23 protein-coding genes are annotated in these 25,390 nt (G+C 39.5%); 12 read left to right on the top strand and 11 right to left on the bottom strand.

Going from position 1 to position 25,390, the window contains the following annotated elements; all coding sequences use genetic code 11:
• Positions 1-16: 16 nt before the first annotated feature.
• Together codA and codB are read right to left on the bottom strand one after the other, a co-directional pair.
• Positions 17-1,285 (bottom strand): cytosine deaminase, encoded by a 1,269-nt coding sequence (gene codA, locus PQ477_RS18105; protein ID WP_274272630.1) that lies wholly within the window; start codon positions 1,283-1,285, stop codon positions 17-19.
• On the bottom strand, positions 1,254-2,534 hold the full coding sequence (gene codB / locus PQ477_RS18100; RefSeq protein ID WP_274272629.1) for a cytosine permease: 1,281 nt from the start codon (positions 2,532-2,534) through the stop codon (positions 1,254-1,256). The genes codA and codB overlap by 32 nt, the downstream gene beginning before the upstream one ends.
• 475 nt (positions 2,535-3,009) lie before the next feature.
• On the opposite strand from codB, the gene PQ477_RS18095 reads away from it, so the two are divergent.
• Positions 3,010-4,389 carry an alanine/glycine:cation symporter family protein gene (locus tag PQ477_RS18095; RefSeq protein ID WP_274272628.1) on the top strand — a complete coding sequence of 460 codons (1,380 nt, stop codon included), beginning with the start codon at positions 3,010-3,012 and terminating at the stop codon, positions 4,387-4,389.
• Positions 4,390-4,465: 76 nt separating this feature from the next.
• Here the strand turns inward: PQ477_RS18095 and PQ477_RS18090 are convergent, their stop codons facing one another.
• Genes PQ477_RS18090 through PQ477_RS18070 form a run of 5 tightly spaced genes read right to left on the bottom strand, consistent with a single transcriptional unit; the run spans position 4,466 to position 9,109 of the window.
• A complete protein-coding gene (locus PQ477_RS18090; RefSeq protein ID WP_144558962.1) occupies positions 4,466-5,167 on the bottom strand; it encodes a GntR family transcriptional regulator in 702 nt (233 codons plus the stop codon).
• A 5-nt stretch (positions 5,168-5,172) separates the two neighbouring features.
• Positions 5,173-6,180 (bottom strand): sugar kinase, encoded by a 1,008-nt coding sequence (locus PQ477_RS18085; protein WP_274272627.1) that lies wholly within the window; start codon positions 6,178-6,180, stop codon positions 5,173-5,175.
• A complete protein-coding gene (gene dagF / locus PQ477_RS18080) occupies positions 6,170-6,934 on the bottom strand; it encodes a 2-dehydro-3-deoxy-phosphogluconate aldolase (protein ID WP_274272626.1) in 765 nt (254 codons plus the stop codon). Before dagF ends, PQ477_RS18085 begins: the two co-directional genes overlap by 11 nt.
• Positions 6,935-6,936: 2 nt before the next feature.
• The gene (locus PQ477_RS18075) at positions 6,937-8,028 is read right to left on the bottom strand and encodes a DgaE family pyridoxal phosphate-dependent ammonia lyase (RefSeq protein ID WP_274272625.1); all 1,092 of its coding nucleotides are present in this window, start codon (positions 8,026-8,028) and stop codon (positions 6,937-6,939) included.
• Entirely contained in the window at positions 8,018-9,109 is a 1,092-nt protein-coding gene (locus PQ477_RS18070; protein ID WP_274272624.1) for an amidohydrolase/deacetylase family metallohydrolase, read from the bottom strand. The genes PQ477_RS18075 and PQ477_RS18070 overlap by 11 nt, the downstream gene beginning before the upstream one ends.
• Positions 9,110-9,397: 288 nt before the next feature.
• Between PQ477_RS18070 and PQ477_RS18065 the strand changes: the two genes are divergently transcribed.
• From PQ477_RS18065 to PQ477_RS18035, 7 genes are all read left to right on the top strand, one after another.
• Positions 9,398-9,748 carry a DUF2294 domain-containing protein gene (locus PQ477_RS18065; protein ID WP_144558958.1) on the top strand — a complete coding sequence of 117 codons (351 nt, stop codon included), beginning with the start codon at positions 9,398-9,400 and terminating at the stop codon, positions 9,746-9,748.
• A gap of 165 nt (positions 9,749-9,913) precedes the next feature.
• Positions 9,914-10,960 carry an ABC transporter substrate-binding protein gene (locus PQ477_RS18060; RefSeq protein ID WP_274272623.1) on the top strand — a complete coding sequence of 349 codons (1,047 nt, stop codon included), beginning with the start codon at positions 9,914-9,916 and terminating at the stop codon, positions 10,958-10,960.
• 12 nt (positions 10,961-10,972) lie between these two features.
• Complete coding sequence (locus tag PQ477_RS18055) at positions 10,973-11,908, top strand: nucleoside hydrolase (RefSeq protein WP_274272622.1); 936 nt, start codon at positions 10,973-10,975, stop codon at positions 11,906-11,908.
• Between the two features lie 26 nt (positions 11,909-11,934).
• Positions 11,935-12,759: an ABC transporter permease gene (locus PQ477_RS18050; RefSeq protein ID WP_274272621.1), complete on the top strand. Its 825-nt coding sequence runs from the start codon at positions 11,935-11,937 to the stop codon at positions 12,757-12,759.
• Position 12,760: 1 nt separating this feature from the next.
• Positions 12,761-13,552: an ABC transporter permease gene (locus tag PQ477_RS18045; RefSeq protein ID WP_144558955.1), complete on the top strand. Its 792-nt coding sequence runs from the start codon at positions 12,761-12,763 to the stop codon at positions 13,550-13,552.
• 23 nt (positions 13,553-13,575) lie between these two features.
• Positions 13,576-14,631 carry an ABC transporter ATP-binding protein gene (locus PQ477_RS18040; protein ID WP_035398719.1) on the top strand — a complete coding sequence of 352 codons (1,056 nt, stop codon included), beginning with the start codon at positions 13,576-13,578 and terminating at the stop codon, positions 14,629-14,631.
• 14 nt (positions 14,632-14,645) lie between these two features.
• The gene (locus PQ477_RS18035; protein WP_144558953.1) at positions 14,646-16,355 is read left to right on the top strand and encodes an adenine deaminase C-terminal domain-containing protein; all 1,710 of its coding nucleotides are present in this window, start codon (positions 14,646-14,648) and stop codon (positions 16,353-16,355) included.
• Between the two features lie 260 nt (positions 16,356-16,615).
• Here PQ477_RS18035 and PQ477_RS18030 read toward each other — a convergent pair whose 3' ends face one another.
• The 3 genes from PQ477_RS18030 to PQ477_RS18020 all read right to left on the bottom strand — a co-directional run bounded on the left by PQ477_RS18030 (position 16,616) and on the right by PQ477_RS18020 (position 19,868).
• Positions 16,616-16,867 (bottom strand): hypothetical protein, encoded by a 252-nt coding sequence (locus PQ477_RS18030; RefSeq protein ID WP_274272620.1) that lies wholly within the window; start codon positions 16,865-16,867, stop codon positions 16,616-16,618.
• 81 nt (positions 16,868-16,948) lie between these two features.
• A complete protein-coding gene (locus PQ477_RS18025; RefSeq protein WP_274272619.1) occupies positions 16,949-18,244 on the bottom strand; it encodes a hemolysin family protein in 1,296 nt (431 codons plus the stop codon).
• Between the two features lie 244 nt (positions 18,245-18,488).
• Positions 18,489-19,868, bottom strand: coding sequence for an aminotransferase-like domain-containing protein (locus PQ477_RS18020; protein ID WP_134259559.1), 1,380 nt, complete (start codon positions 19,866-19,868; stop codon positions 18,489-18,491).
• Between the two features lie 96 nt (positions 19,869-19,964).
• On the opposite strand from PQ477_RS18020, the gene PQ477_RS18015 reads away from it, so the two are divergent.
• From PQ477_RS18015 to PQ477_RS18000, 4 genes are all read left to right on the top strand, one after another.
• Complete coding sequence (locus PQ477_RS18015; RefSeq protein WP_274272618.1) at positions 19,965-20,588, top strand: LysE/ArgO family amino acid transporter; 624 nt, start codon at positions 19,965-19,967, stop codon at positions 20,586-20,588.
• Positions 20,589-20,817: 229 nt separating this feature from the next.
• Entirely contained in the window at positions 20,818-21,918 is a 1,101-nt protein-coding gene (locus tag PQ477_RS18010) for a CdaR family transcriptional regulator (RefSeq protein ID WP_274272617.1), read from the top strand.
• Between the two features lie 205 nt (positions 21,919-22,123).
• On the top strand, positions 22,124-23,041 hold the full coding sequence (locus PQ477_RS18005) for an ABC transporter ATP-binding protein (protein WP_274272616.1): 918 nt from the start codon (positions 22,124-22,126) through the stop codon (positions 23,039-23,041).
• Positions 23,038-23,970, top strand: a complete 933-nt coding sequence (locus tag PQ477_RS18000; protein ID WP_144558946.1) for a DUF2705 family protein — start codon at positions 23,038-23,040, stop codon at positions 23,968-23,970. Before PQ477_RS18005 ends, PQ477_RS18000 begins: the two co-directional genes overlap by 4 nt.
• Before the next feature lie 37 nt (positions 23,971-24,007).
• On the opposite strand, the gene PQ477_RS17995 is transcribed toward PQ477_RS18000, so the two are convergent.
• Positions 24,008-25,381: a sodium-dependent transporter gene (locus PQ477_RS17995; protein WP_274272615.1), complete on the bottom strand. Its 1,374-nt coding sequence runs from the start codon at positions 25,379-25,381 to the stop codon at positions 24,008-24,010.
• Between the last annotated feature and the right edge of the window lie 9 nt (positions 25,382-25,390).

Below are 25,390 nucleotides of genomic sequence, written 5' to 3'. Positions count from 1 at the left end.
TGCATTTTTAAATACCTTATTTTTTGAACGTTACGCGCTCTACTTCTTTGTTAATAAAAAGAGCGGACTCAGATGGAGTAGTTTGGGCAATTTGTTTCCCTTCTTTAAAAGAGTGCGTCACGGTCGCTTGTTTACGTATGGTTTCATACTCATCTTCTGCATCAATGACAATGAAGTTAGCAGAATTCCCTTCTACAACGCCGTAATCATCGTGGATGTGGAGGGTTTTTGCGCTGTTTGTTGTAATAAAATCGATGGATTGAACGATTTCCTCATACCCCATTAGCTGACCAGCGTGAATACCCATATGAAGCACCTGTAGCATATTTCCTGTTCCAAGTGGGTACCATGGGTCAAAGATATCGTCATGCCCAAAACAAACGGTTAGACCTGCTTCTTTTAATTCTTTTATGCGAGTTAATCCTCTTCGCTTAGGATAGGTATCAAACCGACCTTGTAGATGGATATTTACTAACGGGTTTGAGACAAAATTAATATTGGCCATCTTTAATAACCGAAATAATTTAGAGGTATACGCATCATTGTAGGAACCCATTGCTGTTGTATGGCTAGCTGTTGTTTTTTCGCCAAGTCCTCTTTCATACGCTTCTTTAGCCACAACTTCTACAAAACGTGATTGTTCATCATCAATTTCATCACAGTGTATGTCGACCAGTCGGTCATATTTTTCAGCTAAATCAAATGCATGTTTCATTGATTCTACGCCATACTCCCTCGTAAACTCAAAATGAGGAATTCCGCCTACAACATCTGCTCCCATTTTTAGTGCTTCCTCTACTAATTCCTTTCCATTCGGGAACGAAAGAAGCCCCTCTTGAGGAAACGCAACAAGTTGAAGCGTGACATAAGAGGCCATTTCTTCTTTTACTTCGAGCAATGCCTTTAGTGCCGTTAAATTTGGGTCCGTTACATCAACATGAGTTCGCACGTATTGAATTCCTTGAGCTACTTGCCATTTTAACGCTTTTGTGGCACGCTCCTTCACGTCTTCATGCGTAAGAAATTCCTTACGTTCTGACCAGCGTTGAATCCCTTCAAACAACGTTCCGCTGACATTCCAAGCAGGTTCACCCGCTGTCATTGTTGTGTCTAAATGAATGTGCGGCTCAATAAATGGTGGTAAAATAAGCGAACCAGCAACATCAAGAACCTCTCTGTTATCTACTTGGATTGGCTCTTGAGTAATTCGATGAAATTTCCCGTCTTGAATATCAATTTGCCAGCGTCCACTTCTATTGCGCAATGTTGCGTTTTGAATAATCATGTGTCATCACCAGTTCCTTTTTCTTTTTTACTGTGTTCATTACAGTTGTACAAACGATGTATACAATCATTGTACCAATTAACGCGTTTAAAGGGATAATGCCAGGAGCTAGCTGGGCAATAGTGACACCTATTGCCCAAGAAACAATGGCAATCCAATTAACAGCTCTCACTTTCATCTCAGCAAGTATTGGGTAATGTCGCTTATGAATAAAGAAGTAATCGGCTATTAGAATCGCACCAATGGATGGAATAGCCACACCAAGAATGGTGAGAAAGCCAACGAAATTGTTGTACATCCACATGGCCAACACTGTTCCAATAACGCCATTCAAAATAACAAAGAATTTTTTCGGCAGTTTCGTTATATGGGCAAACCCTAACCCAGATGCATATAAGGCGTTATCATTCGTCGTCCAAATGTTTAAACCTAGTACAAGTATGGCTGGAATCATTAACCCTTGTAAAAACATGACTTCCGATACCTCTGCAAGACCATATACCATTGCGCCAACTGCACCAAATAAAAACATAAGTGAGTTCCCTAGAAAAAACGCAATCGTTGTCGCGCCAACGGCTTGCTTGGCTGTTTTAGCAAAGCGAGCAAAGTCTGGTGTTAACGTCCCTCCACTTATAAAAGAACCGATACAAATCGCCAATGCAGCTGAAATGGCCATTGTTGCTGTAGGTTCATAGGCAAACAATGTTTGGACACCTCCAGCATCTTGAACACCTTGTGTAACGGAATAGCCCCCTAGAATTGCAATTGCCGGTACCGCTACAAAGCCTAAGACAACAAGTGCTTTTATCCCGAAAATCGCTGAAGCCGTCATCGCTAAGCCAAATGTAAAAATAAGTACGTAGACATTCCAATTCATCGCCTGGGCTACAGGAACCGCGAACATGGCAACGCCAACACCAAACCACCCTACTTGGGTAAAGGCTAAGAGAAACGATGGCAAGTAAGACCCTTTTTCACCAAATGCATGTTTTGCTAATAAGTGGGTGGAAAGGCCTGTTTTAGCAGCAATATAGGCAAGCGCGCCTGTATAGAATCCAAGTAATAAATTCCCGCCTAACACGACGACGATAAACTGGGAGAAGGTCAAGCTGATGCCAAGTTGTCCACCTGCTAACATACTTGCCGAAAAAAATGTGAACCCCAGCATAACAGCCAGTGTTTTAAAAAAATGCTTTCGCTCTGTCTTTGGAACCTCTTGCCATGAAAACTCTTGATCTTGCTTTTCCATTGTTCTAACCTCCAAGTTTTCTGATACCAAAGCAGAAAAAAAGGCTAATTGTCACGTAACTGACAATTAGCCTTTTTGGTCGTGAAAGCGCCTATGCTTAAAACGCTTCGACGAACTTATACGTCCCCATAATGGGAACGCACATCCGCTGTCCTTGTCAGCCTCTCTGGACTGGTTTAAAGGTACCATGATTAAATTAGCTTTATTATTACAAAATACGACTCATTTCGTCAAGGTTTATTTTCAAAGGTTAGCTATGCTAACTTGTGATGCGATACTAGTAGACTTAGATTTACTGCTTAAAATGTTCATTTAATAGGAAAAAAATAATTACTGTAAAGACCTTAGATAAACAGTTTGTCTAATGTTTTTAACATTTCCTGAAAATTTTGTGATAGACTTTCGTACAAAAGTTCACTAAACTATGTATATTCTATTTATACTATCCTGTAGAGGAAAGAAATGGGGGATGTTTGTGAGTTTTGCTGCTATTGTGGAAAGCATTAATAATATTGTTTGGGGTCCTGCGACTCTACTTTTAATTGTTGGTACAGGTGTCTTTCTAACATTTCGTTTAGGTTTTTTACAAGTACGGGATTTACCTTATGCACTAAAATTAACGTTTAGTCGAAGTAAAAAGGATAGTCGAGATAAAGGAGATATTTCTCACTTCCAATCATTAATGACAGCCATGGCGGCTACGCTCGGGATCGGGAATATGACCGGAGTTGCATCTGCTATCTTATTAGGTGGGATTGGCGCACTATTCTGGATGTGGGTTGCTGCCTTTTTTGGGATGGCAACGAAGTACGGTGAAGCCATTCTTGCTGTTAAATATCGAGTTGTCAATCATAAAGGTGAAATTTCTGGTGGCCCGATGTACTACATAGAAAAAGGCTTAGGCTGGAAGTGGCTAGCCGTTCTTTTTGCACTATTTGGATTTCTTGCTTCATTCGGGATTGGAAATATGACTCAATCAAATACGGTGTCCAATTCATTAGCTGATAATTTTGGTATTAACCCTTGGATTACAGGGTTTGTGCTTATGTTAGTTACGGCCCTCGTTCTCTTAGGCGGCATTAAAGGAATTGGTAGAGTCACTGCTATTTTTGTACCGTTTATGGCTTTATTTTACATTTTAGGTGGATTAATTATAATTGTATCCAATATTACGTTGGTCCCTCAAGCATTTGCTATTATTTTTGAAGCTGCTTTTAACACAGATGCTGCACTAGGTGGTACCATTGGTCTTGCCATTCGTTACGGGATTGCGCGTGGTGTGTTTTCCAATGAAGCTGGCTTAGGTTCTGCTCCAATCGCTGCCGCTGCTGCCAAAACCGATTACCCAGGTCGGCAAGCACTCGTATCTATGACAGGAACGTTTCTTGATACTATGATTGTTTGTACCATTACTGGACTAACGATTGTTATGAGTCAGCTGTATGTTGGTGTTCCGGATGATGAAGTTGCAAATGTCCAAAGTCTATTAACTGGTCAGGCGTTTGAGCAGTTTCTTCCAGGGTACGGCAATTATATTGTGGTGTTTGCCATTCTCTTGTTTGCGTACTCCACGATTATTGGTTGGTCATACTATGGGGAGAAATGTTTTGGCTACTTGTTCGGCGACAAAAATACCATTATCTATAAAGTGGTATTTGTAGCCATTGTTTTTATTGGAGCCGGTACAAAATCAGACATTGTTTGGAATATTGCCGATATCTTCAATGGCTTAATGGCCATTCCGAACTTAATTGGACTCCTCTTCTTATCAGGTGTCATCGTTAGTGAAACGAAGAAATTTAGAGAAGTTCGAAAGCAAGAAAAAATAGACGAAAAACAACAAAAAGCAAGTTAAACAGAAAACTGCGCCCATTATATTATTCGATAATGAGCGCAGTTTTTTTTATAATGGGCATGGTAAAACTGATTCTCTACAGATGAAGATCCATTACATACTCTTGCATTTCGGTATGATAATACGCAATAGAATATTCCACCAGTTGCTCATCTAAGTCATACGTGTGGCGTGTCCTTTTAAGTAAAGGAATCTCCTCTATACCTAAAGAGCGGTAAACTTCTACGTTCGCAACCCCAACCCCAAATGTGTCCTGAAATCGGTTAAATGAAACCCCTGCTTCTCTCAACAATGTATACAGAGAGCCTTCGTATTCACCAGCCACGTTAGGAAGATTAAATGAGTCTGGGATGTAATGCACAAACACAATGTATGGTTTGTCATCTAAATAGTAGAGCCGCTGGATGCAACGAACCTTCCCTTTCAGATGTGTCAATTCGAATGGTGGATCAACAACTGTTATTCCTAAAACTTCTTTTCTGACATGCTTTCCTTCCTGTTTTAAATAAGCAGAAAAAGGCTGACCAGTAGAAAGTTTGATAAACGCTCGGTTATCAAGAACTGTAGTACCAACACCGCTTTGCTTTTGCACATATCCCTCTTGCGCTAGTTGCTCCATCGCTTTTCGAACCGTGATTTTACTTACTTGAAATTCTTCTTCTAAAAAAGACTCTGATGGCATTAAAGACCGCACTGGATAAATACCATCTTGAATTCGCTCTTTTAAAATCTCTTTTACTTGTGCATACAATGGCCCTTTTTTCTTTACTAGCTTCATAGTCACTACCTTTCTACATCGATATGCTGATTCAGTTGAAGTTTCTCTATTGCTCTCCGAGTCGTAACTGGCGAATCACCGTACGTTGTATGTGCAAGCACACCAGCAGCAGTTGCCCATTCTACTATGTCACTAGAAGACTTTCCTTCGAATATTGCGGCTAAAAAGCCACTAAAAAATCCATCACCACTCCCTATACGATCAAGTATGGCAACGGTGTGTACTGTTGAAAAATCTACACGTCCATCTTGCACAAGAAAGCCCTGTAACGTAGAAGCAGAAGCATTCGTTTCACGTATTGTACCAGCAATTGCCGAAATAGAATACCGTTGTGCTACTTTTGGTAATAAAGCGTCCACTTGCTCTTGTCGCTGAACTGCTGTTGTCTGCATACCAAGTATAGATACAGCATCTTTTTCTGTCATTGAGACATAATCTGCTACTAATAGCATTCGTTCATACACTGGCCGGGCTTCTTTGTAACCGCCTTTCCATAGTTTCGGTCGAAAGTTACAATCGAATGACACAGTTAAGCCTTGTGCCTTCGCTTCTTCCGCGATACGTAACGTCACTTCTCGAATTTGTTTATTTATCGCAAGACTAATTCCACAAAAATGAATATGTGTCCCTGTTCGTAAGTGCTCAATAGAATAGTTAGTTTCCAATGATTGACAAAAAGCACTTTCTGAACGATTGCTGTATGTCACTTCAGAGCCTCTGTGACCAAAGCCTTTTTCAAGTACATACATCCCAATATAATCACCATCAAACGAAACCGCATCGGTTCCTACACCGAGTGAACGAATGTACGACGCTGCTGCGTAGCCAATATTATTTTCCGGCAAGGTTGTCATCAATTCAGTTTGGTAACCTAGATGGCTTAATCCACTTAATACATTTACGCTCGTTCCTGAAAAAGCAAAGTCCAAGCTCCTCGTCTGCGCTACTGTTCGATAGTTTGGTGCTTCTAACCGCATCATCACTTCTCCAAATGCAAGTATTTTAGCTTTCAACCTGTTCCCCCCTTTCATAAAACGTATCTACTACTGCTTTCACCTTTTGATAAAGCGTTTCAACTTGTGCTACATTTGTTTGGTTCGTCTGCGAATCGATTATAGACGAATATACATGAGGAATCACTTGTTTAACGCCGGCATCAAGTGCTATACGAATAAGCTCCTCAACATTCGTTAAGTCAAGACCCCCAGTAGGCTCTAAAGCAAATGATGCATGCGCACAAGCTCTAGCCACAGCTCTATACTCTTCAATCGTTTCTAGACCATTCATTGGAAAAAACTTAATCGATTGCGCGCCCATATCTTTGAGCATAGCAATTGCAGTCTCGATTGGAATCATTGCTGGTTCCTCTTGGGCACTTAATGGGCCTGTAGACACACATACGATACCAGGAGTTCCACTAGGTGAGACTAACCCGTTTAGCATCGTTGTCTCATTGTCCAGAGCAGATCGCGTATAGCCAACACCAGTAAATACTTGATTCACATGTTTTGGCTTGAATGAACGCGCGATGTCGGCAACGACTTTCCACTGATGAGGATCGCCAGCACCTAAACCAATGGAAACGGCATTATCGAGACTATCTCCATACTGACGTAAATCTTCTACCGCTTCTTTAACAGAAGAGTAGTTCTTTGATAAAACACCTATATATACGTGACCTTTAGCGGCTTGGTAGCATGCCTCAGCGTTCTCAAGATCACTTGCTAATACATTTAAACAAACCCGATTTCGGTAAAAATTAGACATGTCTACTCCCCCAATAGCGTATTTATACGATTTCGAATGGTTTCTGTATCTCCATTCAGTAAAGGACGCGGATCCAAATCAATATGCCCCTCATTAGCATGATAATCCCGTGTATAAATTGGAACTGGTCCTGTTTTTAGAGCATGAACAAGTTCCAATGCAGTTAATTTTGCTTTCGTTGAATCAATAAACAATCGGAGCCTCGTTATCGGCCGGCCTGATGGATCTTCAATAAATTCAACGCGAACACCAGGCAATGAATCTAACGAATTCAATTTCTGTAAAACGCGTCGTTGTTCCTCTATTGACATCGTTTTTGAACCATACGCCTCTAATGCTGCTAATAAACCGAATACCGTTTCCTTTCCTACCTTCATCGCTCGCCCAATAAACGAGCGATGTTGTATCGCATAGGAAAGAAAGGGTTCTTTACCAGCAAGAATGCCACATGAAGGTCCTTCAATTGCTTTCGATCCGCTAAAAACGACAAGGTCGCAGCAATCTGCAAATTGATCAATGCCATCTTCGGCTGCTGCATCGACAAGAAATGGAATTTGATTATCTATGCATACTTGCTGAACCTCACTAATAGTTGGCATATTTTTCTGAACACAATGATGCGATTGCACAAATAAAATGGCTACCGTTCGCTCTGTTATGGCTTGTTCAATAAGAGATGCTCGACAACCATTTGCATAACCGACTTCCTTTACTTGCGCACCAGCTAATGAAATCATTGTCTCAATGGGGGCACCGTAATCAACGTTATGTCCTTTCATTAAAATGACTTCACTCTTTTGTTCAGAAGCAACTTTGTGAAGGTGCTCAATGGCATAACGATTTTCTTTTGTAATGAGGCCAGCAATTGCAAGGGTTATCGCTGCAGATGCAGAATTTGTAATCATCGCATTTTCGGTACGACAATAACTAGCAATCATTTTCCCTGATTGTTCATATAAGTCTGCCATTTCAAAGTAATGTTTGCCCCCATACCTCATTGCTTCTACCACTTGATCAGAAAGTGTAGACACACCTAAAATCGTCATTCGACCGCTTGCATTCACTGCCCTCTTCAAACGTTGTTCAAAGTTCAAAATAGTTTCCCCCTATATAAACGGCTAGTGGCTTAATATGGTAGGTTGTTTGTCGTATAGCACCGTGCGAATCAATCCATGAGTAGGAACGGCCGCGCTCTAATTTAAATAGCGTGAGGTCTGCTTTTGCCCCTACTTTTATCGTTCCAATATCATCTCGACCCATTAATCGTGCAGGTGCCTCTGTCACTGCCTGAATAACTGTTTTTAATGAACAGCCTAATGCTAAACATTTTGTTAGTGTGCTTGCCATATCGTAAACAGGACCTTGCTGTTTATTTCGTTCGTAAATATCTGTGCTAATTGTGTCAAACTGTACATGTTCTCTTAACGCTTGTTCTGCCACTTCAAAAGAAAAGCTTTCTGTACCATGACCAATATCAAGTGCAACGCCTCGGTCTCGTGCTGCCTGCAAGGATAAAAGCGGTTTCCCTTCCTCCGTAAATAAATTATTCGCTTTCCCGTTATAGCAATGTGTAATAATATCTCCTTCCCTCAGTTCATGGAGGATCGCATCAATGCAAGGGGGTGCACTACCGATATGTACCATTAACGGCTTCTGCTGTTGAATAGCTTTTGCCATCAGAAGTGGCTGAATATTATTTGTTCCGACTACGCTGGCGCTCATCCTTGCTTTCAACCCAACAATAAAACGTGGGTAGCTATCCAAAGCGTGTTCAATTGCAGATGCTGAAATAAGAGACAAATCACTCAATTCATCCGTCCTAGATAAACCGACACGAGAAATATTTAAAAAAGAGAAGATTCTTGTTATGCTTTTGTTTGCAAGCTGGTAGAACGCCTCAATATGATCTGCTCCACACGTTCCAGCATCCACTACGGTTGTAACACCGGTTTTATATCCTATCTCGTCAGGCTCTGCACAATATGGCGGAAAACTAGGAAACGCATGGGTATGAAGGTCAATCCAGCCACTTGAAATGTACACATCGTCCTCAAATGTCACCTCTTCTCCTTCTCCAGCATAGTTCTCAACAATCGCCACAAACTTCCCGTCTGCCATTACAATATCTTTTGGTTTGTCATCAACAAATCGCGCTTTGCGGATAATTTGTTTCATTTTTCACTCCCCTCATCTGTAGGTTCTTATGTGCATGTACGTAAAAAAAGCCAATCTACTAGTCAGTATAAAGAAAAGATTCTGCAAAGTAAATAACATTATAATGTATGGGAATTACAGCAAAAATTTTACAGATAACGCTCCTTAATGTTCGCTTTTTTGCATGTTAAATGGTGAATCGTACTATTTATAAAAAAAAAACACCTCATAACCGAACATTCATGTTGCACAACTAGATAAACTTATGTACAATAACGATACAACAAGATTTCATATAAAGGTGATGCGATGAATTTAGCTAGTAATGATACAAAGAAACTTCTTGCACAGCTTTATAATGATGTATCAAGAGAGTTGTTTGGCGTTGGTACAACGCTTTTAAAAGTAACCATCGCGAATCAAATGGTTACCATTCAAGCAAAACATAAGCGTGCAATTCGGTCGATGGCGCTTGCAGGTGAAGTTCCTTCGTTAAAATTAGAGGTTGATTTTCATCTTTCTCTTCTTTATAAGCGGAAACTTGCCGAACAGCTTGATCGTCATTTCCCAGAAGCCATAGATGTGGTTTTACGGGATTACGATGCACATACACAATGGGCTGTAACGAATATCCTTTTTCATCACCCTATATTGGATTAGATGTACAAATTGGACAAGTTCTGGTTTGAGATCTAAATGAAGATGAATGACTGCTTTTCTGCGTGTTTACACTAGGAAGATGCGTCTGTAGATTGAGCGATAACGCTACTACAGGTGTGTCTTCCTTTTTTTATTGATAAAACAAAACCATTGGAGGAACGAATGATGAAAAAAAGTATCACGATCACTTTAAGTATGGCGGCTATCACAGCTTTAGTAGGGTGTGGCCAATCAGGATCCGACACAGGCGAGGCACCAACAGATTTAGTCATATCGACATGGGGCTTTGCGGAAGATTTCTTTAATGAAGAAGTGTATGCACCATTTGAAGAAGAGCACAATGTAAACATTGTTGTTGATATCGGGAACAATGCAGAGCGATTAAACCGGATCCGACAAGGCACAGCTACGATTGATGTGATTTATCTTTCTGATTATTATGCCCAACAAGGTATTGATGAAGGTCTTTTTGCCAACATTGATCGTAGTCGAATTCCTGCAATTGATGACCTTTATGAACTAGCTCAAGCACCGCTCGGCGATGAGTATGGCCCAGCATATACCGTTGGTCAATTTGGCATTGCCTATAACCCTGATGAAGTTGAATCGCCGATCACTAGTTGGTCTGATTTATGGGACGAAGGATTGAGTAACAATATAACAATACCAAATATTACAGCTACTACTGGACCGATGTTTTTAGATGCAGCATCCATCGTTGCTGGTGAAGACACGTTTAATGAAGATGCCGCTTTTGACCAGTTAACTACACTCAAAGCTAATGTCGTAAAAGAATATGACCGAACATCCGACTTCGTGAATATGTTTTCACAAGGCGAAATTGTAGCAGGTCCTTTTATGGAAATGTATTTAAAAGATTTACTTGCTGCGGTACCAGGAACAGAGTTTGTTACACCGTCTGAAGGCGCTTATGCGGTATTGAACACGGTAAATGTTGTTGAAGGCAGTGACAATAAAGAGCTAGCTGAAGAATTTATTAATTGGCATTTAAGCAAAGAAGTTCAAGAGGCTTCAGCAAAAGCAAAAATTGATTCACCTGTTAATAAACTCGTTGATCTCTCTCCGGACGAAGCAGAAGGTATTACGTATGGTGAAGACACCATTAATGAATTAAAACTACTTGATATGGAATTTGTCAATGAACAATCGGCACAGTGGATTGATCGTTGGAATAGGGAAATTGCGAATTAAGGAGACTTTTTTATGAAGCAAAAGCTTTTACTTGATGTAGATACAGGCATTGATGATGCCCTTGGGATTCTACTTGCAGCAAATGATAGAGACACTGAATTACTAGGCATTACAACAGTAAATGGGAACGTTTCGCTCCAACAAGCGACAACGAACACATTAAACGTGTTAGCATTGGTCGGAAAAATGTGCCCGGTTGTAAAAGGAGCGGAAACGCCCCTTTTACGCCCTTCTCACTTTGAAAAGTCCGTTCATGGTGAAAATGGACTTGGCGGCGCGCTCCAAGATGTTGAACCTAGCACATTGCCAAGTCCTGGCTTTGCGCCTGACTTCATGATCGAGCAAGCACGTCGGTATCCAGGAGAAGTCACGTTTGTTATGACTGGCCCCTTAACGAACTTAGCGCTAGCAGTCAAAAAATGTCCTGATCTACCGCAACTCTTAAGCAAAGTAGTGTACATGGGTGGAGCAGCATTTACGTATGGCAATATTACACCTGCCGCGGAATACAACATGTATGTTGATCCGGAAGCAGCTCGAATTGTACTTCAAGCAGGTTTTACATCATTAACGCAAATCGGACTAGATGTTACACGACAGGCATTGCTTACCCGTACTCATATCGATTCTCTTCAAACATCAAAAGTGAAACATTTTGTAAAAACGTCCACTACGCATTATATCGAACGGTATGAACAACGCAATGGTGTAGCAGCCTGTGCTCTTCATGATCCACTTGCTGTCGCATATGCCATTCGACCGGATCTTTGTGAAACTAAATTTCTTTATACAGACATTGAAACGACAAGTCGGTTATGTGATGGTCAAACAATTTGTGATTTGCAAGATCGCTTGCAGGAAAAACCGAACGTTCACGTCGCGTTAAAGGTAGATGTAGACGCATTTATCTCTTACTTTTTGACAACCATTCAACATCATTTACATTAAACCGTTTTTAAAAAGAGGTGGCTATATTGAAACAATCTGGACGTTATCTTTTGCTTCTTCCAGGACTGCTATTTTTAGCAATTTTTATGCTTATTCCGCTTGTCCTCACAATAAGTTCTACTTTTGTTGAGGATGGAAACTTTTCAGTATCAGGCTACTTGAATTTTTTAACAGACGCATATTTCTTAGACATTTTATGGACGACGCTTTACGTTGCGTTATTAACGACGTTCTGCTGTATCGTGCTGGCGTTCCCAGTAGCCTACTATATTTCTAGAGTAAAAGGATCAAAAAAAGCCCTTCTGCTTATGCTAGCAATTTTCCCGTTGCTTGTTAGTCCTATTGTACGCTCATTTAGCTGGATGATTATTTTAGGCAGAAACGGTCTACTAAATGATTTTCTGCTATCTATTGGTATGATTCAAGAGCCATTAACCATTCTGTATACACCTGTCGCAGTAGCAATTGGTTTAGTTCATTTATTTTTGCCACTTATGATTGTAACGCTTGTTGGTGTCATGGAAAATATTGATACCGATTATATACGAGCCGCAGAGAGTTTAGGTGCATCTAAAACAACAGCCTTTTTAAAGGTAATGTTCCCTCTTTGTATGCCGGGATTATTAATAGGATGTACGCTTGTCTTCGTCGGTAGTTTTACAGCTTATACAACACCAGCACTTCTCGGTGGTCAGCAGCGCGTCATTTCTACCTTCCTTTATCAAAATGCCATCACTTTGAATGACTGGAATACGGCCGCCATGATTGCGACCATTATGATCGTCCTGACATTCTTTATTACAGGGATCTTTCAAAAACTTGCAACTAAGCTCAACCCAGGAGGATCTTAAAATGAATCAACAGAATCATTTTGCTCTCGGACTCATTACCTTTAGTATCTTTCTGTTCTTGCTTGGACCGCTTGCGATTATTTTTGTCGCATCGTTTGAACCAACAAGCGTGCTACAATTCCCACCAACTGGGTTCTCCCTTGAATGGTATCAAAACATTTTCACGGTATCTGCCTTTATGGATACGTTTAAGCTATCAATGTTCGTCAGCCTTCTCGGGAATCTTTGCGCGTTACTGTTAGGTATTCCTGCTGCTTATGCCCTTAGTCGTTTTGATTTTCGCGGCAAGGGAATCTTAAACGCCATTTTTGTCTCACCTATTTTAATACCGGGAACTGTTTTAGGCTTTACCTTTTTACGTTACTTAATTGTAAGCTACAGTTTACCTCTTGAGGCAGCTCTTTTTATTGGACATACCATTTTAATGCTTCCGTTTATTATTCGGGTCATTGCATCGAGCATGGCAAATTTTGATTTTTCCATTGAAGAAGCCGCAATGAATTTAGGCTCAAGTCGAATTGGCGCTTTTTTTCGTGTCATTATTCCAAACATCAAATCAGGTATTATAGCCGGCGTATTAATTGCGTTTCTTGAATCGTTTAACAACGTCGATATTTCCGTATTTCTAACAGGTCCAGGGCTTAGTACCTTACCTATCCAAATGCTGACCTATGTTGAACATTATTTCGATCCAACTGTAGCAGCCATTTCCGTGCTGTTAATGATCTTTACTGCCGTATTTATGTTTTTAATTGAACGTTTAGTTGGATTGTCCCACTTTACAAAACGCTAAGTTTAAACGATGGAGGATGCACAATGACTTTATTATCATTAGATCAAATTACAGTTGCGTATCAGAAACAACCTATTTTAAAAGACTTTGAGCTTTCAATTGAGAAAGGCCAGCTCATTTCACTGCTTGGTCCAAGTGGTTGCGGAAAAACGACGACCTTACGTCTCATTGCTGGTTTTATTGAAGCAAATGCAGGTCGATTCACATTCAAGGATCAAGATTATACAAAAGTACCTGTCTCCAAACGTAATTTCGGATTTGTATTTCAAAATTACGCGCTATTTCCCCACCTATCCGTTTTTGACAACATCGCATTTGGGTTGAAATTACGCAAGCAGTCAAAACAAGAGATCGAAAAGCGAGTGAAACAAGTTCTTGAAGTCGTTAATTTAATCGGTTTTGAACACCGTTTTCCAAAAGAATTATCCGGTGGCCAAAGACAACGTGTTGCGATTGCTCGAGCGCTCGTTATTGAGCCTGATTTGCTTTTATTTGATGAACCACTTAGCAATTTAGATGCCAATTTACGAGAAAGCATGCGTGTAGAAATTAGAAGAATTCAGCAAGAATTAGGAATCACAACGGTTTACGTGTCTCATGATCAAGAAGAATGCTTTTCTATTTCGGATCAAGTAGCCATTATGAACAACGGTGTCATTGAACAGCTGCATACACCCGCACATATTTACCGTTATCCAAAGACCCAATTTGTTGCTGAATTTATAGGCTTTAAAAACTTTATTCACTTTTCCAATCGTTCTGATCTAGGTGACAAGCTTCTTTTAACTGCTGGAAGTCATTCATTTCATGTAAAAAAGCATGAGCACAGCGAAGTTGGTATGACAGGCGCCATTCGACCAGATGATCTTGAATTACTGCTTGAGCCCGTTTCACCTGAGCAAGTCAATTATGTACCTGGTACAGTCAAGATTTGTACGTTTCTTGGGAGAAGCTACCAATGTACCGTTGAAACAGCACTCGGTACATTCACAGTGAATGCCGCAATTAGACAACCACTTGAAATTGGAAGAAACGTTACACTTTATTTTCCAGAGAACAAAATTGTCGTAGTAGAATAGGAAGGGTGAAATATATGCACATTGAAACCATTGTCACGAATGCCCAGGTTTACAATACTTATACGAAGCAGTTTCGTGAGGTTGATTTTGCGATTGATGGTGGACGATTCGTTGCCATTGGTTCAAAAGATGAGCTTAAAAATCTTACTGCCAAAACGATAATCGATGCAAACAATAAATCTATTATACCCGGGTTAATTGATATTCACCTTCATATTGAGAGTTCTATGGTTACACCAGAAACATTTTCATATGCTTTGCTACAAAACGGTGTAACAACGATTGTTCCCGAACCTCATGAAATGGCGAATGTATTTGGTATTGAGGGTGTTCGAGCGATGATCCAAGCAAGTGACTACTGTACCGTTGATATGCTATATGCTATTCCAAGCTCTGTTCCTGCTACCTCACTTGAAACAACAGGTGGAGAGATTGGCATAAAAGAAATGGATGAATTAATGGCTACAGAGCAAATTCAGTGCCTCGGTGAAATAATGAACTTCGTCGATGTCATTCATGACCCAGATTCAAAGACAAATCAAGTGTTAAACCATTTTCGTGAACACTATCCAACTTTGCCAATTGAAGGACATGTTCCGAAATTGACTGGTCTTGATCTTGATCAAATTTTGCTTTCAGGTATTGGGTCCGATCATACCCACCAAACGGTTGATGGATTGAGAGCAAGAATTGAAGCTGGTATGTTCGTTCAAATACAAGAAAAATCAATGACCGATGACGTACTTGATTATGTAATGACTCACGATGTGAGTGAACATTTTTGTTTTGTTACCGATGATATTATGACAGATGTCTTGTTTGAAAAAGGTCACTTAAATATACTTGCGGAAAAAGCTGTAAAAGCAGGCATGCGCTACGAAGATGTGATTTATGCTTGTACTGCCACACCGGCAAAGCGAATGAACATGATTGATCGTGGTGCGATTGCGGTTGGAAAAATTGCTGACTTTTGCATTGTTAATGAAAACAACCATTTCTCCTTCTCAGCCGTCTATAAAAATGGGGTCTGTGTGTTTGATGCCCTGTTGAAAGAAAAACAACAAGTGCGTCCCGACCAATTCCCAGCACATTTTTATAAGAGCGTTCATTTGCCTCTTTTAACTGCTGAAGATTTCATCATTAAGACGGAAAACACTCCAGAGGAGAAAAAAGTTCGGGTCATGAATGTAAGGGATGGCTCCACATTCACCAAAGAAACACATGTCTCGCTTTCTGTTCAGGACGGTATACTTGAGTGGGAAAAATCGGATTGTCGCCTTATTGCAACATTTGAACGCCACAAAAAAACAGGTAATCGGGCTCATGGGCTTATTACTGGTGATATTATTCGTGAAGGTGCCATTGCTACAACCTATTCTCATGACAACCATAACCTACTTGTTATTGGAACAAATGTAGCAGACATGGTGAAAGCAGCAAACACCGTAATTGAAGCACAAGGTGGCTTTTGCGTTACCCATAATAATGATGTTAAAGCGTTCCTGCCTCTTCCAGTTGGTGGCATTTTATCTGAAGCCCCTCTTGATAAAGTTGGACAGGATGTGAAAGAGCTTGTAGAATCCATGAGAGCTTTGGGTTATAAACATTATAATCCAATTATGTCGGTGTCCACCCTATCTCTCCCTGTTAGTCCAGCATTAAAAATAACGGACTTTGGCTTAATAGATGTGAATAAAGGAAAAGTTGTTTCGCTGTTTGTTTAGTTTTAATTCATTTAATATGGTAAGTGAAATTATAAACGTTCATGTTACTTGCATGAACGTTTTTTTCTTTCACGCATACTTTTATGGTTATCCTCTTTTCTTTCGTTATAAAAATTGGCATAAGAACGAAAAAACAAACCGCTAACATTTGTGATATTAGCGGTTTGTTTCATCAGTTTATCTCTTTGAAGGGAGAATACATTCAGTATACACGACAACTTCTTTCCTGTAAACAAAACTATTGCGTTAAGGAAACTTTTTTATTGATTTGAACGGTTGTATAGTTCAATAGCACGATTTGTTCCTTCAACAGCCTGTTCTAATACGGCTTCCGGTTCCGTTCTTTGAAACATGTTCTCCATCGCCGTTACAACCTGCTGACGGGATTCTGGAAATACTGACATGAAAGCCCCTTGTGTAGCTGATGAAGGAATCGTTTCTTGTAATTGCTCAATCGACGCTTTCAGTTGTGGCAATTTGTTATGCAGTTCCAGTTTTCGTAAAGGGTACATGAACTGTTTTTTTAATCTTCCCTACTAAGCTTCATAAACTTCACATAAAAAAGACCACCTAATAGATGGTCTTCTTTACTACTACGTTTTTAAAATATCCACTTCGTGAAGTTGATTGCCATTTAAATGCCGAATCATAAACGTATACCCATTGTATTGAATTTCGTCTCCTTCTGCTAAATCATACTGCTGTTCATATAGCCAGCCTGCAATCGTTTCTGCATCATTTGACTCTAAGTTGAGTGCAAGCTCCTGGTTCACGTCGTGAATAGGCGCTTGACCTTGAACACGGTAATGGTTTGGTTCTAATTCTTCTATGACGTTAGGCTCATCCAAATCATATTCATCCCGAATGTCACCAACAATCTCTTCAAGAATGTCTTCAAGAGTGACTAGGCCTGCCGTACCACCATATTCATCGAATAAGATAGCCATATGAATATGTTTTTGTTGCATTTCAATTAAGATATCGCGAATCCGTACCGTTTCAAATACCGTAATAACCGGATAGACAATATCTCCAAGCTGATTTCTTTCTTCTTTTGAAAGAAGAGACGATAGAAAATCACGTACATTGAGCACACCAACAACCGAATCTTTATCTTCACTTATAACCGGATATCTTGTGAAACTATGCCGGTTTACTAACGATAGAATGTCTTCATCGGTATAATCAAGAGAGATCGTCACCATCTCTGTGCGTGGTACCATAATTTCTTTTGCAATTCGCTCATCAAACTCGAATACCTTACTGACATAGTTAAATTCAGATTGATTAATCTCACCACTTTTTAAACTATCCGATAGAATGAGACGAAGCTCTTCTTCTGAGTGGTGCACTTCATGTTCACTCATTGGTTTAAATCCTAGTAGTTTAATAAGTAATCGAGCTGACCCGTTCAGTACCCAAATAAATGGGTAAAGCAATCGATAAAACCATACGAGCGGTTGACCGATGAAAAGTGTCACTTGCTCCGCTTTCTGAATGGCAATCGTTTTTGGTGCAAGTTCTCCAATTACAACATGGAGAAATGTAGCAAAAGCAAAAGAAATAAAAATGGATAACGTCGTAACGAAAGCTTCATTCGTTGACAATTCTCCGATAATGGGATGAAGCATCCGTTCGAAGGTTGGTTCTGCTAAGCGTCCGATTCCAAGAGCTGTAATGGTTATCCCTAATTGACAGGCAGATAAATATTCATCTAAATTACTCGTAACTTTCTTTGCGGCAAGAGCACGCTTACTTCCACCTTCAATATGAGGCTCTAATTGAGTACTTCTTACTTTTACAATCGCAAATTCTGATGCTACAAAAAAAGCTGTAAGAATGATTAATAGCGCTACACCTAAAAGGTTAATGACTGTAGATATATCCAAGAAAGCCCCTCTAGACGAGAGTTCACCTCCAAAAAATCGTGTCGTATCGCTTAACGTATAGGCCTTTCCATGATCCTTTTGCTATTAAATAAGGGTTTACTTGCACGAAAGACAAATGGATGACTAGAAAGGGTTTGTAGCGAAATCATATTCTTCTACTATATAGATATCTTTTAGTGTAGCCTTATTTCTTGTTTTTAATCTAACTTGTTACAGCCAATAGCCTTTGCTTTCTATCCCAAAATTAGATGAATCGCTTTTTCACTTCGTTTGCTAACATAATTAACCCTCGTTTAAGTTCGTCTAATGTACAATATGCATACGATACCCTGACATAGTGATAGTCATTTGGCTTATATATATACCCTGGATTAATCAGTATGTTTTGTTTTAATAGTGCTAAAAACAGAGATTTTGTGACAACAGGTTGTTTGATCCTTAACCAAATATAAAAACCGCCTTTAGACGATTCCCACTCGGCAATATCACCTACTGTTTTTTGCAAAATCGCTTCAGTGAAGTCCGCCCGCTTTTTTAATGAAGCTCGTAAATTGTATATGTGCTCATAAAAATAGCTAGAATTAAGCCACTGAGCAACTAGCTGTTGGGAAATCGCACTTGTTCCATAATCTAGCTGCATTTTTAAGTCGGCTAAATAACGTACGACCGATTCTGGACCGACTAGCCAGCCAACTCGTATGCCTGGGCTAATACATTTAGACACACTTCCAATGTAAAGAACTTGTCCAGCTCGATCAAACGATTTTAGAGCAGGTGGCGCCCCGTCAAACGTTAATTCGCTGTAAACGTCATCTTCAACCACTGGCATATGATTTACACTACAACGCTCTACTAGCCGTTTACGTTCCTCTAAAGTAAGGATTTTCCCTGTTGGATTGGAGAGCGTCGGAATTGTATAATACATCGTTTTCTTATTACTTGCTTGAAAAGAGACGCTTGGTATAGAAGGAATTGAGTGTATATAGGAGGCAGCTTCTGTTGTTATCGATGTACCAGTCTCTAACAAACCTAAAGATAATAATTGCAACGCTTGTACCGCACCAGAAACAATCAAAATATTATTAGGTTTTGTCACGATTCCTCGACGCTCTAAATAACTCGTCAAAGTGTTTCGCAAATGAAGGCTTCCCAAGGGTTCAGAATAGCCCAGTTCTTGATTCGTTAAGGTGAGCTCGCTAAACGATTTTAATAAAGCTGTTTGTGGAATGAGTTCAGGAGATAATTCACCAGTCCCTAATCGTACTGTGGTAGGTAGTGCTTCATACTCGTTTATAAGCTGGATTGTTTGTGCATTTACTTTGTACGCACTTTGCTTTATTCGTTGGTGCCAGTCAAGCGTCTGTTGGCGTAATACAAAATCCCATCCCCTTGGCTTCACATACACACCACTACCTTGTCGGCTTTCAATCACGTCTTCTGCTTTCAACTCGTCTAAAACTTGAATAATGGTGCTGCGATTGACACCAAATTGTTCAGCTAGCTTACGCTGACTAGGCAGACGCATTCCATTAGACCAGTGTCCATCCTCTATTTGCTCAACGATCCAGGCTCTTATCTGGTCAAAAAGCGTACGTTTTTCTGTCCGGTTCGGTTTCCAAGTCATGTCTTTCCCCTTCAAAATTGGTTGGATTAATTTTCAACCAATTGGTTGTTTTTTTACTATACATAATTCGATACACTTTCGAAAAGGAGTGATCGAATGCTAAGTGCATTTCTTCATGGTTTTATTCTTGCAAGTGCATTAATAATTCCTATTGGACCACAAAATTTATTTATTTTTAATCAGGGAGCGTCGCAATCATCATTTACAAAGAGTTTGCCTGCTGTGTTAACCGCAGCAGTAGCTGATACCATTCTAATCATTGTTGCAGCATTAGGATTATCCATTCTCGTTTTTACGATTCCACTTTTACAACCTTTGCTTTACCTTATTGGAGTCCTGTTCCTCTTTTTCATTGGTTGGTCCATATGGAAACACGATGAGAAGTTGGTTCAAAAAAAGAAAAAACCACTAACAGCAAAAAAACAAATTGTCGTTGCATTATCAATCTCAGTGTTAAACCCTCATGCAGTTTTAGACACCGTTGCAGTAATAGGAACAAATGCTTCCCATTATTCAATTGGGGTAGAAAAGCTAAGCTTTGTTACTGCTTGTATACTCGTTTCATGGATGGCATTTACGCTGCTAGCTTATTTAGGAAGTCATCTGAAGCAAATGGACACACACGGCAAGTATATGAAGTGGATCCATAAAGCGTCTGCTGTAAGCATTTGGCTTCTCGCTCTCTATTTTGGGATTCAAGCATTAAAAAACATGCTCTAGCTCTTTACTGGAAAGGCATGAGCTTGTGCTATGCTAGCCCTACCTTCACTCTTCTCTTCAACAATGATTGTGAATCGTACAACGTAATTGCCTTTAACAGCACCGATCGTTTTCGGTTTTGTGTTTAGCTATCTATAGCTTGACGCCTTTGCTATGTAGCTGTACCATACAAATAAATAGCTAGATTTTATCCTTTTTTTGTAAGGCGCGACTAATGGGAGACGGAGACATGACTATGTTGACGAAAGAAATAGCAAATGCCATCGTTCAAGAAACATCTATACGTTTAGATCGAAACATCAACATTATGGATAAAGATGGCTATATTATCGCTTCACGGGACGCTGCTCGATTACATACTGTTCATGGCGGCGCTGTTGAAGTACTAAATACTGGTAACAGTTTGACCATTTATCCAACACAAGCGAATCGGTGGGAAGGGGCAATACCCGGTATAAACTTACCAATCTTATTTAACAAAGACATGATTGGTGTTATTGGTATAACTGGTAACCCGGATGAATTAAAAGCAGTTGGTGAACTTGTCAAAATGACGACTGAGCTTATGATTCAGCAAGCCTTTATTACTTCTCAACTTGAATGGAAACAACGCACGAAAGAGATGGTCATTGATCAATTATTAAACCATAGCCCCTCTTATAAAACCATTCAACAAGGATTAGAAATGCTCGACGTACAACTATTGCCACCTTTTATAGCCGTCGCTATACAGCTACATCAGCTGACCATTCAAAAACAAGAATTAATCGATAAAATTGAACAATTATTTGGTCACCATCATGCAATTGCTGGATTTATTAGCCTGAACCAATTAGTTATTGTAGTGTCAAATATGGATGAAGATCACGCTGTTAAACAAATGACATCACTTCAATCATTACTACAAAACCGACAAACAACGTTTACAATTTCATATAGTTTATCGTTTGAGGAATTAAATCAGTTTCATCAAGCCTATTCAGATTGTGAACTAGCCTTAACTATGACGGATAAAGCAAATGCGATTATTTCTTTTAGTCAATTCGAGGTCAAAGCTTTATTGCATCAAATTAACCATGCGTTACGGGAACGGTTTTCAAGCCGCGTTCTTAATGATTTAAACGATACCCAGACGTTAACGCTTAAGACGTTTTTTGAAAACGACTTAAACATTCAAAAAACGGCCGACGCACTTTTTTTACATCGAAATACACTTCTATATCGCTTGAATACCATTGTTAACCGAACAGGTTATAATCCGAAAACATTTAACGAATCGCTTATTTTACAAGTCGCACTTTGGATGAAAGAACTGGAGCAGACCACATAGTAATCGTGTAGGAAGTACGTCATTTCGTACTTCCTTTTTTTCATTTCTATTAAGTGCCATTTATGTGCTCTAGTGTGATCCTGCTGTATTTCTAAATTTTTTCTAAAATAATCCAACAAATACAGTTTTATAAATCCGTTCATAGTACAATGAAGATAATGGTTTTATGTGTTCCGCTGAATGAAGTCGAAAGGCAGGTAAGAGAGTGAATTCAATACTTGAACTTCAAAGTGTAAGCAAAACAATTCGGGGTAAACAAATTGTTCAAGATGTTAGCTTTACCGTTAATGCTGGAGAAGTCTTTGGTTTTTTAGGACCCAATGGTGCTGGTAAAACAACAACTATTCGAATGATGGTAGGTCTCTCCGCTTTAACTAGTGGTGATCTATTTATATCTGGTTACAGTATACAATCTTCTTATAGTGAAGCAATTAAACATGTAGGTGTGATTATTGAAAATCCAGAGATGTATAATCATTTAACTGCTCGAAAGAATATGATCCATTTTGCCAGAATGAATGGAGCCATTGACTATGATCGCATCAATGAATTAATTGAACTTGTCGGGCTAACAAACGTTATTGATAAAAAAGTGAAAACATTCTCTTTAGGAATGAAACAACGCTTAGGTATTGCGCAAGCACTCATACATCGCCCTAAGTTACTCATTCTAGATGAACCGACAAATGGCCTTGATCCAGAAGGCATTCGCTTAATACGTACATACTTACGAAAATTAGCGAAGGAAGAAGGTTTAGCTGTTCTCGTTTCCAGCCATCTAATGAGTGAGATGGAGTTGATGTGTGATCGATTTGCGATCATTCAAGAAGGTAAAATGGTTCATGAAGAGATTCTTGTTGGCAATGAAGAGAAAAAACAGTCTAGTTTCGAAGTACGCGTTCAAGAGGATCAACTCGATTCTGCGTTAGCTATCGCCAAAAACTTCGATCATCAAGCAGTGATTCAAGAAAGCAAGCTCTCTCTCTTACTCGACGATAATGAGGTTTCACAATTTATTCGTCAATTAAGCGGCGAAGTCAATGTGAAAGAAGTGATCCAGTCGAAAGAAAGTCTAGAAGATCGCTTTCTTCATTTAACAAATAAAGAAGGTGTCAACATATGATTGGATTAATTCAGAATGAACTTATGAAGCAAAATGCACGCATAAGTACGTGGATTATGCTTATTTTCATCGTAGCCCTCACCTTATTAACAGCTATTTTGATGCATAATGCCTCTACCTATCTTCAATTTGATTCAGATTGGCGCGCATCCGTTCAATCAGATATTACTTATTATGAAGAGTTTAGAGAAGAAGAACCGTTTGCTGATCAACAGATTTTACTTGCAAACTATCGACTTGAACAAGATATTCCTCCAAATTATGCGGTTTCAGATAGTGTATGGATGTTCACCATGAATAACAATGGCGTCATCATGCTTGTGAGTTTATTTATTATTGCGATTGCCGCAACCATTGTCTCTTCAGAATTTAAACAAGGTACAATCAAATTGTTGCTTGTACGGCCACCTTCGCGTATAAAAGTACTACTATCAAAATATGTAGCCGTTCTCATTTACGCGTTTACCTTTCTTGCCGTTCTATGGATTTCATCTTTTCTTATTGGGGCATTGTTTTTCGGCTTTGATAATCAAATCGTTCATCTATACGTAGTCGATGGAGAAGTGCGAGAAAGAGCATACTGGCTTCAATCCATTCTTGTATTTCTTTCTAACATGCCAATGACTATTTTACTTGCTACGTTGGCTTTTGCTATTTCAGCTATGTTTTCGAGTGATATTATGGCCATTGCCATTAGCATTGCCGGTCAATTTCTAGGACTAGTAGCAAACATTATATTATTGGACTTTTACGATTGGGCTATCTTTTTGCCGTTTGTCAATGATCTAAGTCAATACGTTATGGATGGGATGCCTCTTTCCGAGTTAATTAGTCCTCTCTTCTCTTCTATCGTCCTATTTTGTTATTGGTTGCTTTTTATCGGAATCGCTTTATTGGTCTTTCATAAACGTGAGATTAAACCTTCTTAAAGAAAAAAATTCAGCTCTATGAGCTGAATTTTTTTCTTTAAAATAAGACTGTTAAAATAGATAGTACATTTAGACCGAACAATTGATCAATTAACACAACTGTAATCGCCACTGGCACAATCAAAACCATCACGCTATACCAAATAACAAATAGTTTCCGTCCAAACATACTGCCTTGTCGGAACTCCTTCTTTAAAACCGATTTCGGTACTTTAAATAGTAAAAATAGGCTAATGATCAATGCACCGATTGGCATAAGAATATTAGATACCGTGTAGTCAATAAGGTCAAAAAAGGGCATTCCGAAAAGATTAAGCTCACTCATCACGCCAAACGATAAAGTAGATGGAATACCCATTACTAAGACAAGCAAAGCAACAGTCCAGCTGACTTGACGTCTTTTGCTAGCATCTTTTTTTATAAACGCTGCAACTACTATTTCTAATAGCGAAAAAGCTGTGCTCAAAGCTGCAAAGAAAAACAAAATGAAAAATAATACGACAAGCACTTGTCCATACGGTATTTGTGAGAAAATGGTTGGTACTGCTGCAAAAATAAGAGTGGGCCCTTCAGTAGGTTCTAATTGAAACGTAAACACGCCTGGAAAGATCATAATACCTGCAAGCATAGCAACGAGAATATTCATTCCTCCAAGGGTAATAGCTGATAGTGGAAGATCTTGTTGCTTTGATGCATAGGAACTTAATGTAATCATGATAGACACTCCAAGAGATAAAGCAAAAAAAGACTGCCCTAACGCAAACAGAACGACGTCATTTGATACAGTACTCCAGTCTGGTGAAAATAAAAACCTCAATCCTTCTTGAGCCCCATCCAATGTCAATGAGTAACCAGCTAGAATAAGCAAGAGAATAAATAAAATCGGTATCATCCACTTACTCGCTTTTTCAATTCCTTTTTGCACACCCTTTGAAACAATACCCGCAGCAAGAGCAAGAAAGATTGCTTGCGCACCTACTGCTAAATAAGGGCTTGCGATTAATTCACCAAAACGTTTGGCGTACCCATCAGCATCTAATGAATGTAGTTGTCCAGAAAGAGACGAGCCTAAATAAAGAATGGACCAACCACCAATAACACTGTAAAAAGACAGGATCAGAAAACAAGTCACCACACCTAGCCATCCAGTAAAACGAAACGCTGATGTAGGTGCCATTTGTTTAAACGTTGTTACAGCATCCGCCTGAGAATGTCTCCCCAACATATATTCACCAATTAGCAGAGGAACACCAATTAAAAGTGTAAACAGCAAAAAAAGCACGAAAAAAGCGCCCCCACCACTTGTGCCTGCAATATATGGGAACTTCCATATTGCACCGAGTCCAATTGCACTTCCGGCAGTTGCGTATAAAAACCCTAACTTTGAGGACCATTGTTGCTTTGTTGACATGTTGTAAAC

Origin of the sequence: Shouchella hunanensis, assembly GCF_028735875.1 — a bacterium.
GTDB lineage: Bacteria > Bacillota > Bacilli > Bacillales > Bacillaceae_D > Shouchella > Shouchella hunanensis.
This window is presented reverse-complemented; position numbering and strand designations above follow the sequence as displayed.

Excerpts from the sequence above, each read along its gene's own strand:
- codA (WP_274272630.1), bottom strand. The coding sequence starts at position 1,285 with ATGATTATTCAAAACGCAACATTGCGCAATAGAAGTGGACGCTGGCAA.
- codB (WP_274272629.1), bottom strand. The coding sequence starts at position 2,534 with ATGGAAAAGCAAGATCAAGAGTTTTCATGGCAAGAGGTTCCAAAGACA.
- PQ477_RS18090 (WP_144558962.1), bottom strand. The coding sequence starts at position 5,167 with ATGAAGCTAGTAAAGAAAAAAGGGCCATTGTATGCACAAGTAAAAGAG.
- dagF (WP_274272626.1), bottom strand. The coding sequence starts at position 6,934 with ATGTCTAATTTTTACCGAAATCGGGTTTGTTTAAATGTATTAGCAAGT.
- PQ477_RS18070 (WP_274272624.1), bottom strand. The coding sequence starts at position 9,109 with ATGAAACAAATTATCCGCAAAGCGCGATTTGTTGATGACAAACCAAAA.
- PQ477_RS18065 (WP_144558958.1), top strand. The coding sequence starts at position 9,398 with ATGAATTTAGCTAGTAATGATACAAAGAAACTTCTTGCACAGCTTTAT.
- PQ477_RS18060 (WP_274272623.1), top strand. The coding sequence starts at position 9,914 with ATGAAAAAAAGTATCACGATCACTTTAAGTATGGCGGCTATCACAGCT.
- PQ477_RS18055 (WP_274272622.1), top strand. The coding sequence starts at position 10,973 with ATGAAGCAAAAGCTTTTACTTGATGTAGATACAGGCATTGATGATGCC.
- PQ477_RS18045 (WP_144558955.1), top strand. The coding sequence starts at position 12,761 with ATGAATCAACAGAATCATTTTGCTCTCGGACTCATTACCTTTAGTATC.
- PQ477_RS18040 (WP_035398719.1), top strand. The coding sequence starts at position 13,576 with ATGACTTTATTATCATTAGATCAAATTACAGTTGCGTATCAGAAACAA.
- PQ477_RS18035 (WP_144558953.1), top strand. The coding sequence starts at position 14,646 with ATGCACATTGAAACCATTGTCACGAATGCCCAGGTTTACAATACTTAT.
- PQ477_RS18030 (WP_274272620.1), bottom strand. The coding sequence starts at position 16,867 with ATGTACCCTTTACGAAAACTGGAACTGCATAACAAATTGCCACAACTG.
- PQ477_RS18020 (WP_134259559.1), bottom strand. The coding sequence starts at position 19,868 with ATGACTTGGAAACCGAACCGGACAGAAAAACGTACGCTTTTTGACCAG.
- PQ477_RS18015 (WP_274272618.1), top strand. The coding sequence starts at position 19,965 with ATGCTAAGTGCATTTCTTCATGGTTTTATTCTTGCAAGTGCATTAATA.
- PQ477_RS18010 (WP_274272617.1), top strand. The coding sequence starts at position 20,818 with ATGACTATGTTGACGAAAGAAATAGCAAATGCCATCGTTCAAGAAACA.
- PQ477_RS18000 (WP_144558946.1), top strand. The coding sequence starts at position 23,038 with ATGATTGGATTAATTCAGAATGAACTTATGAAGCAAAATGCACGCATA.
- PQ477_RS17995 (WP_274272615.1), bottom strand. The coding sequence starts at position 25,381 with ATGTCAACAAAGCAACAATGGTCCTCAAAGTTAGGGTTTTTATACGCA.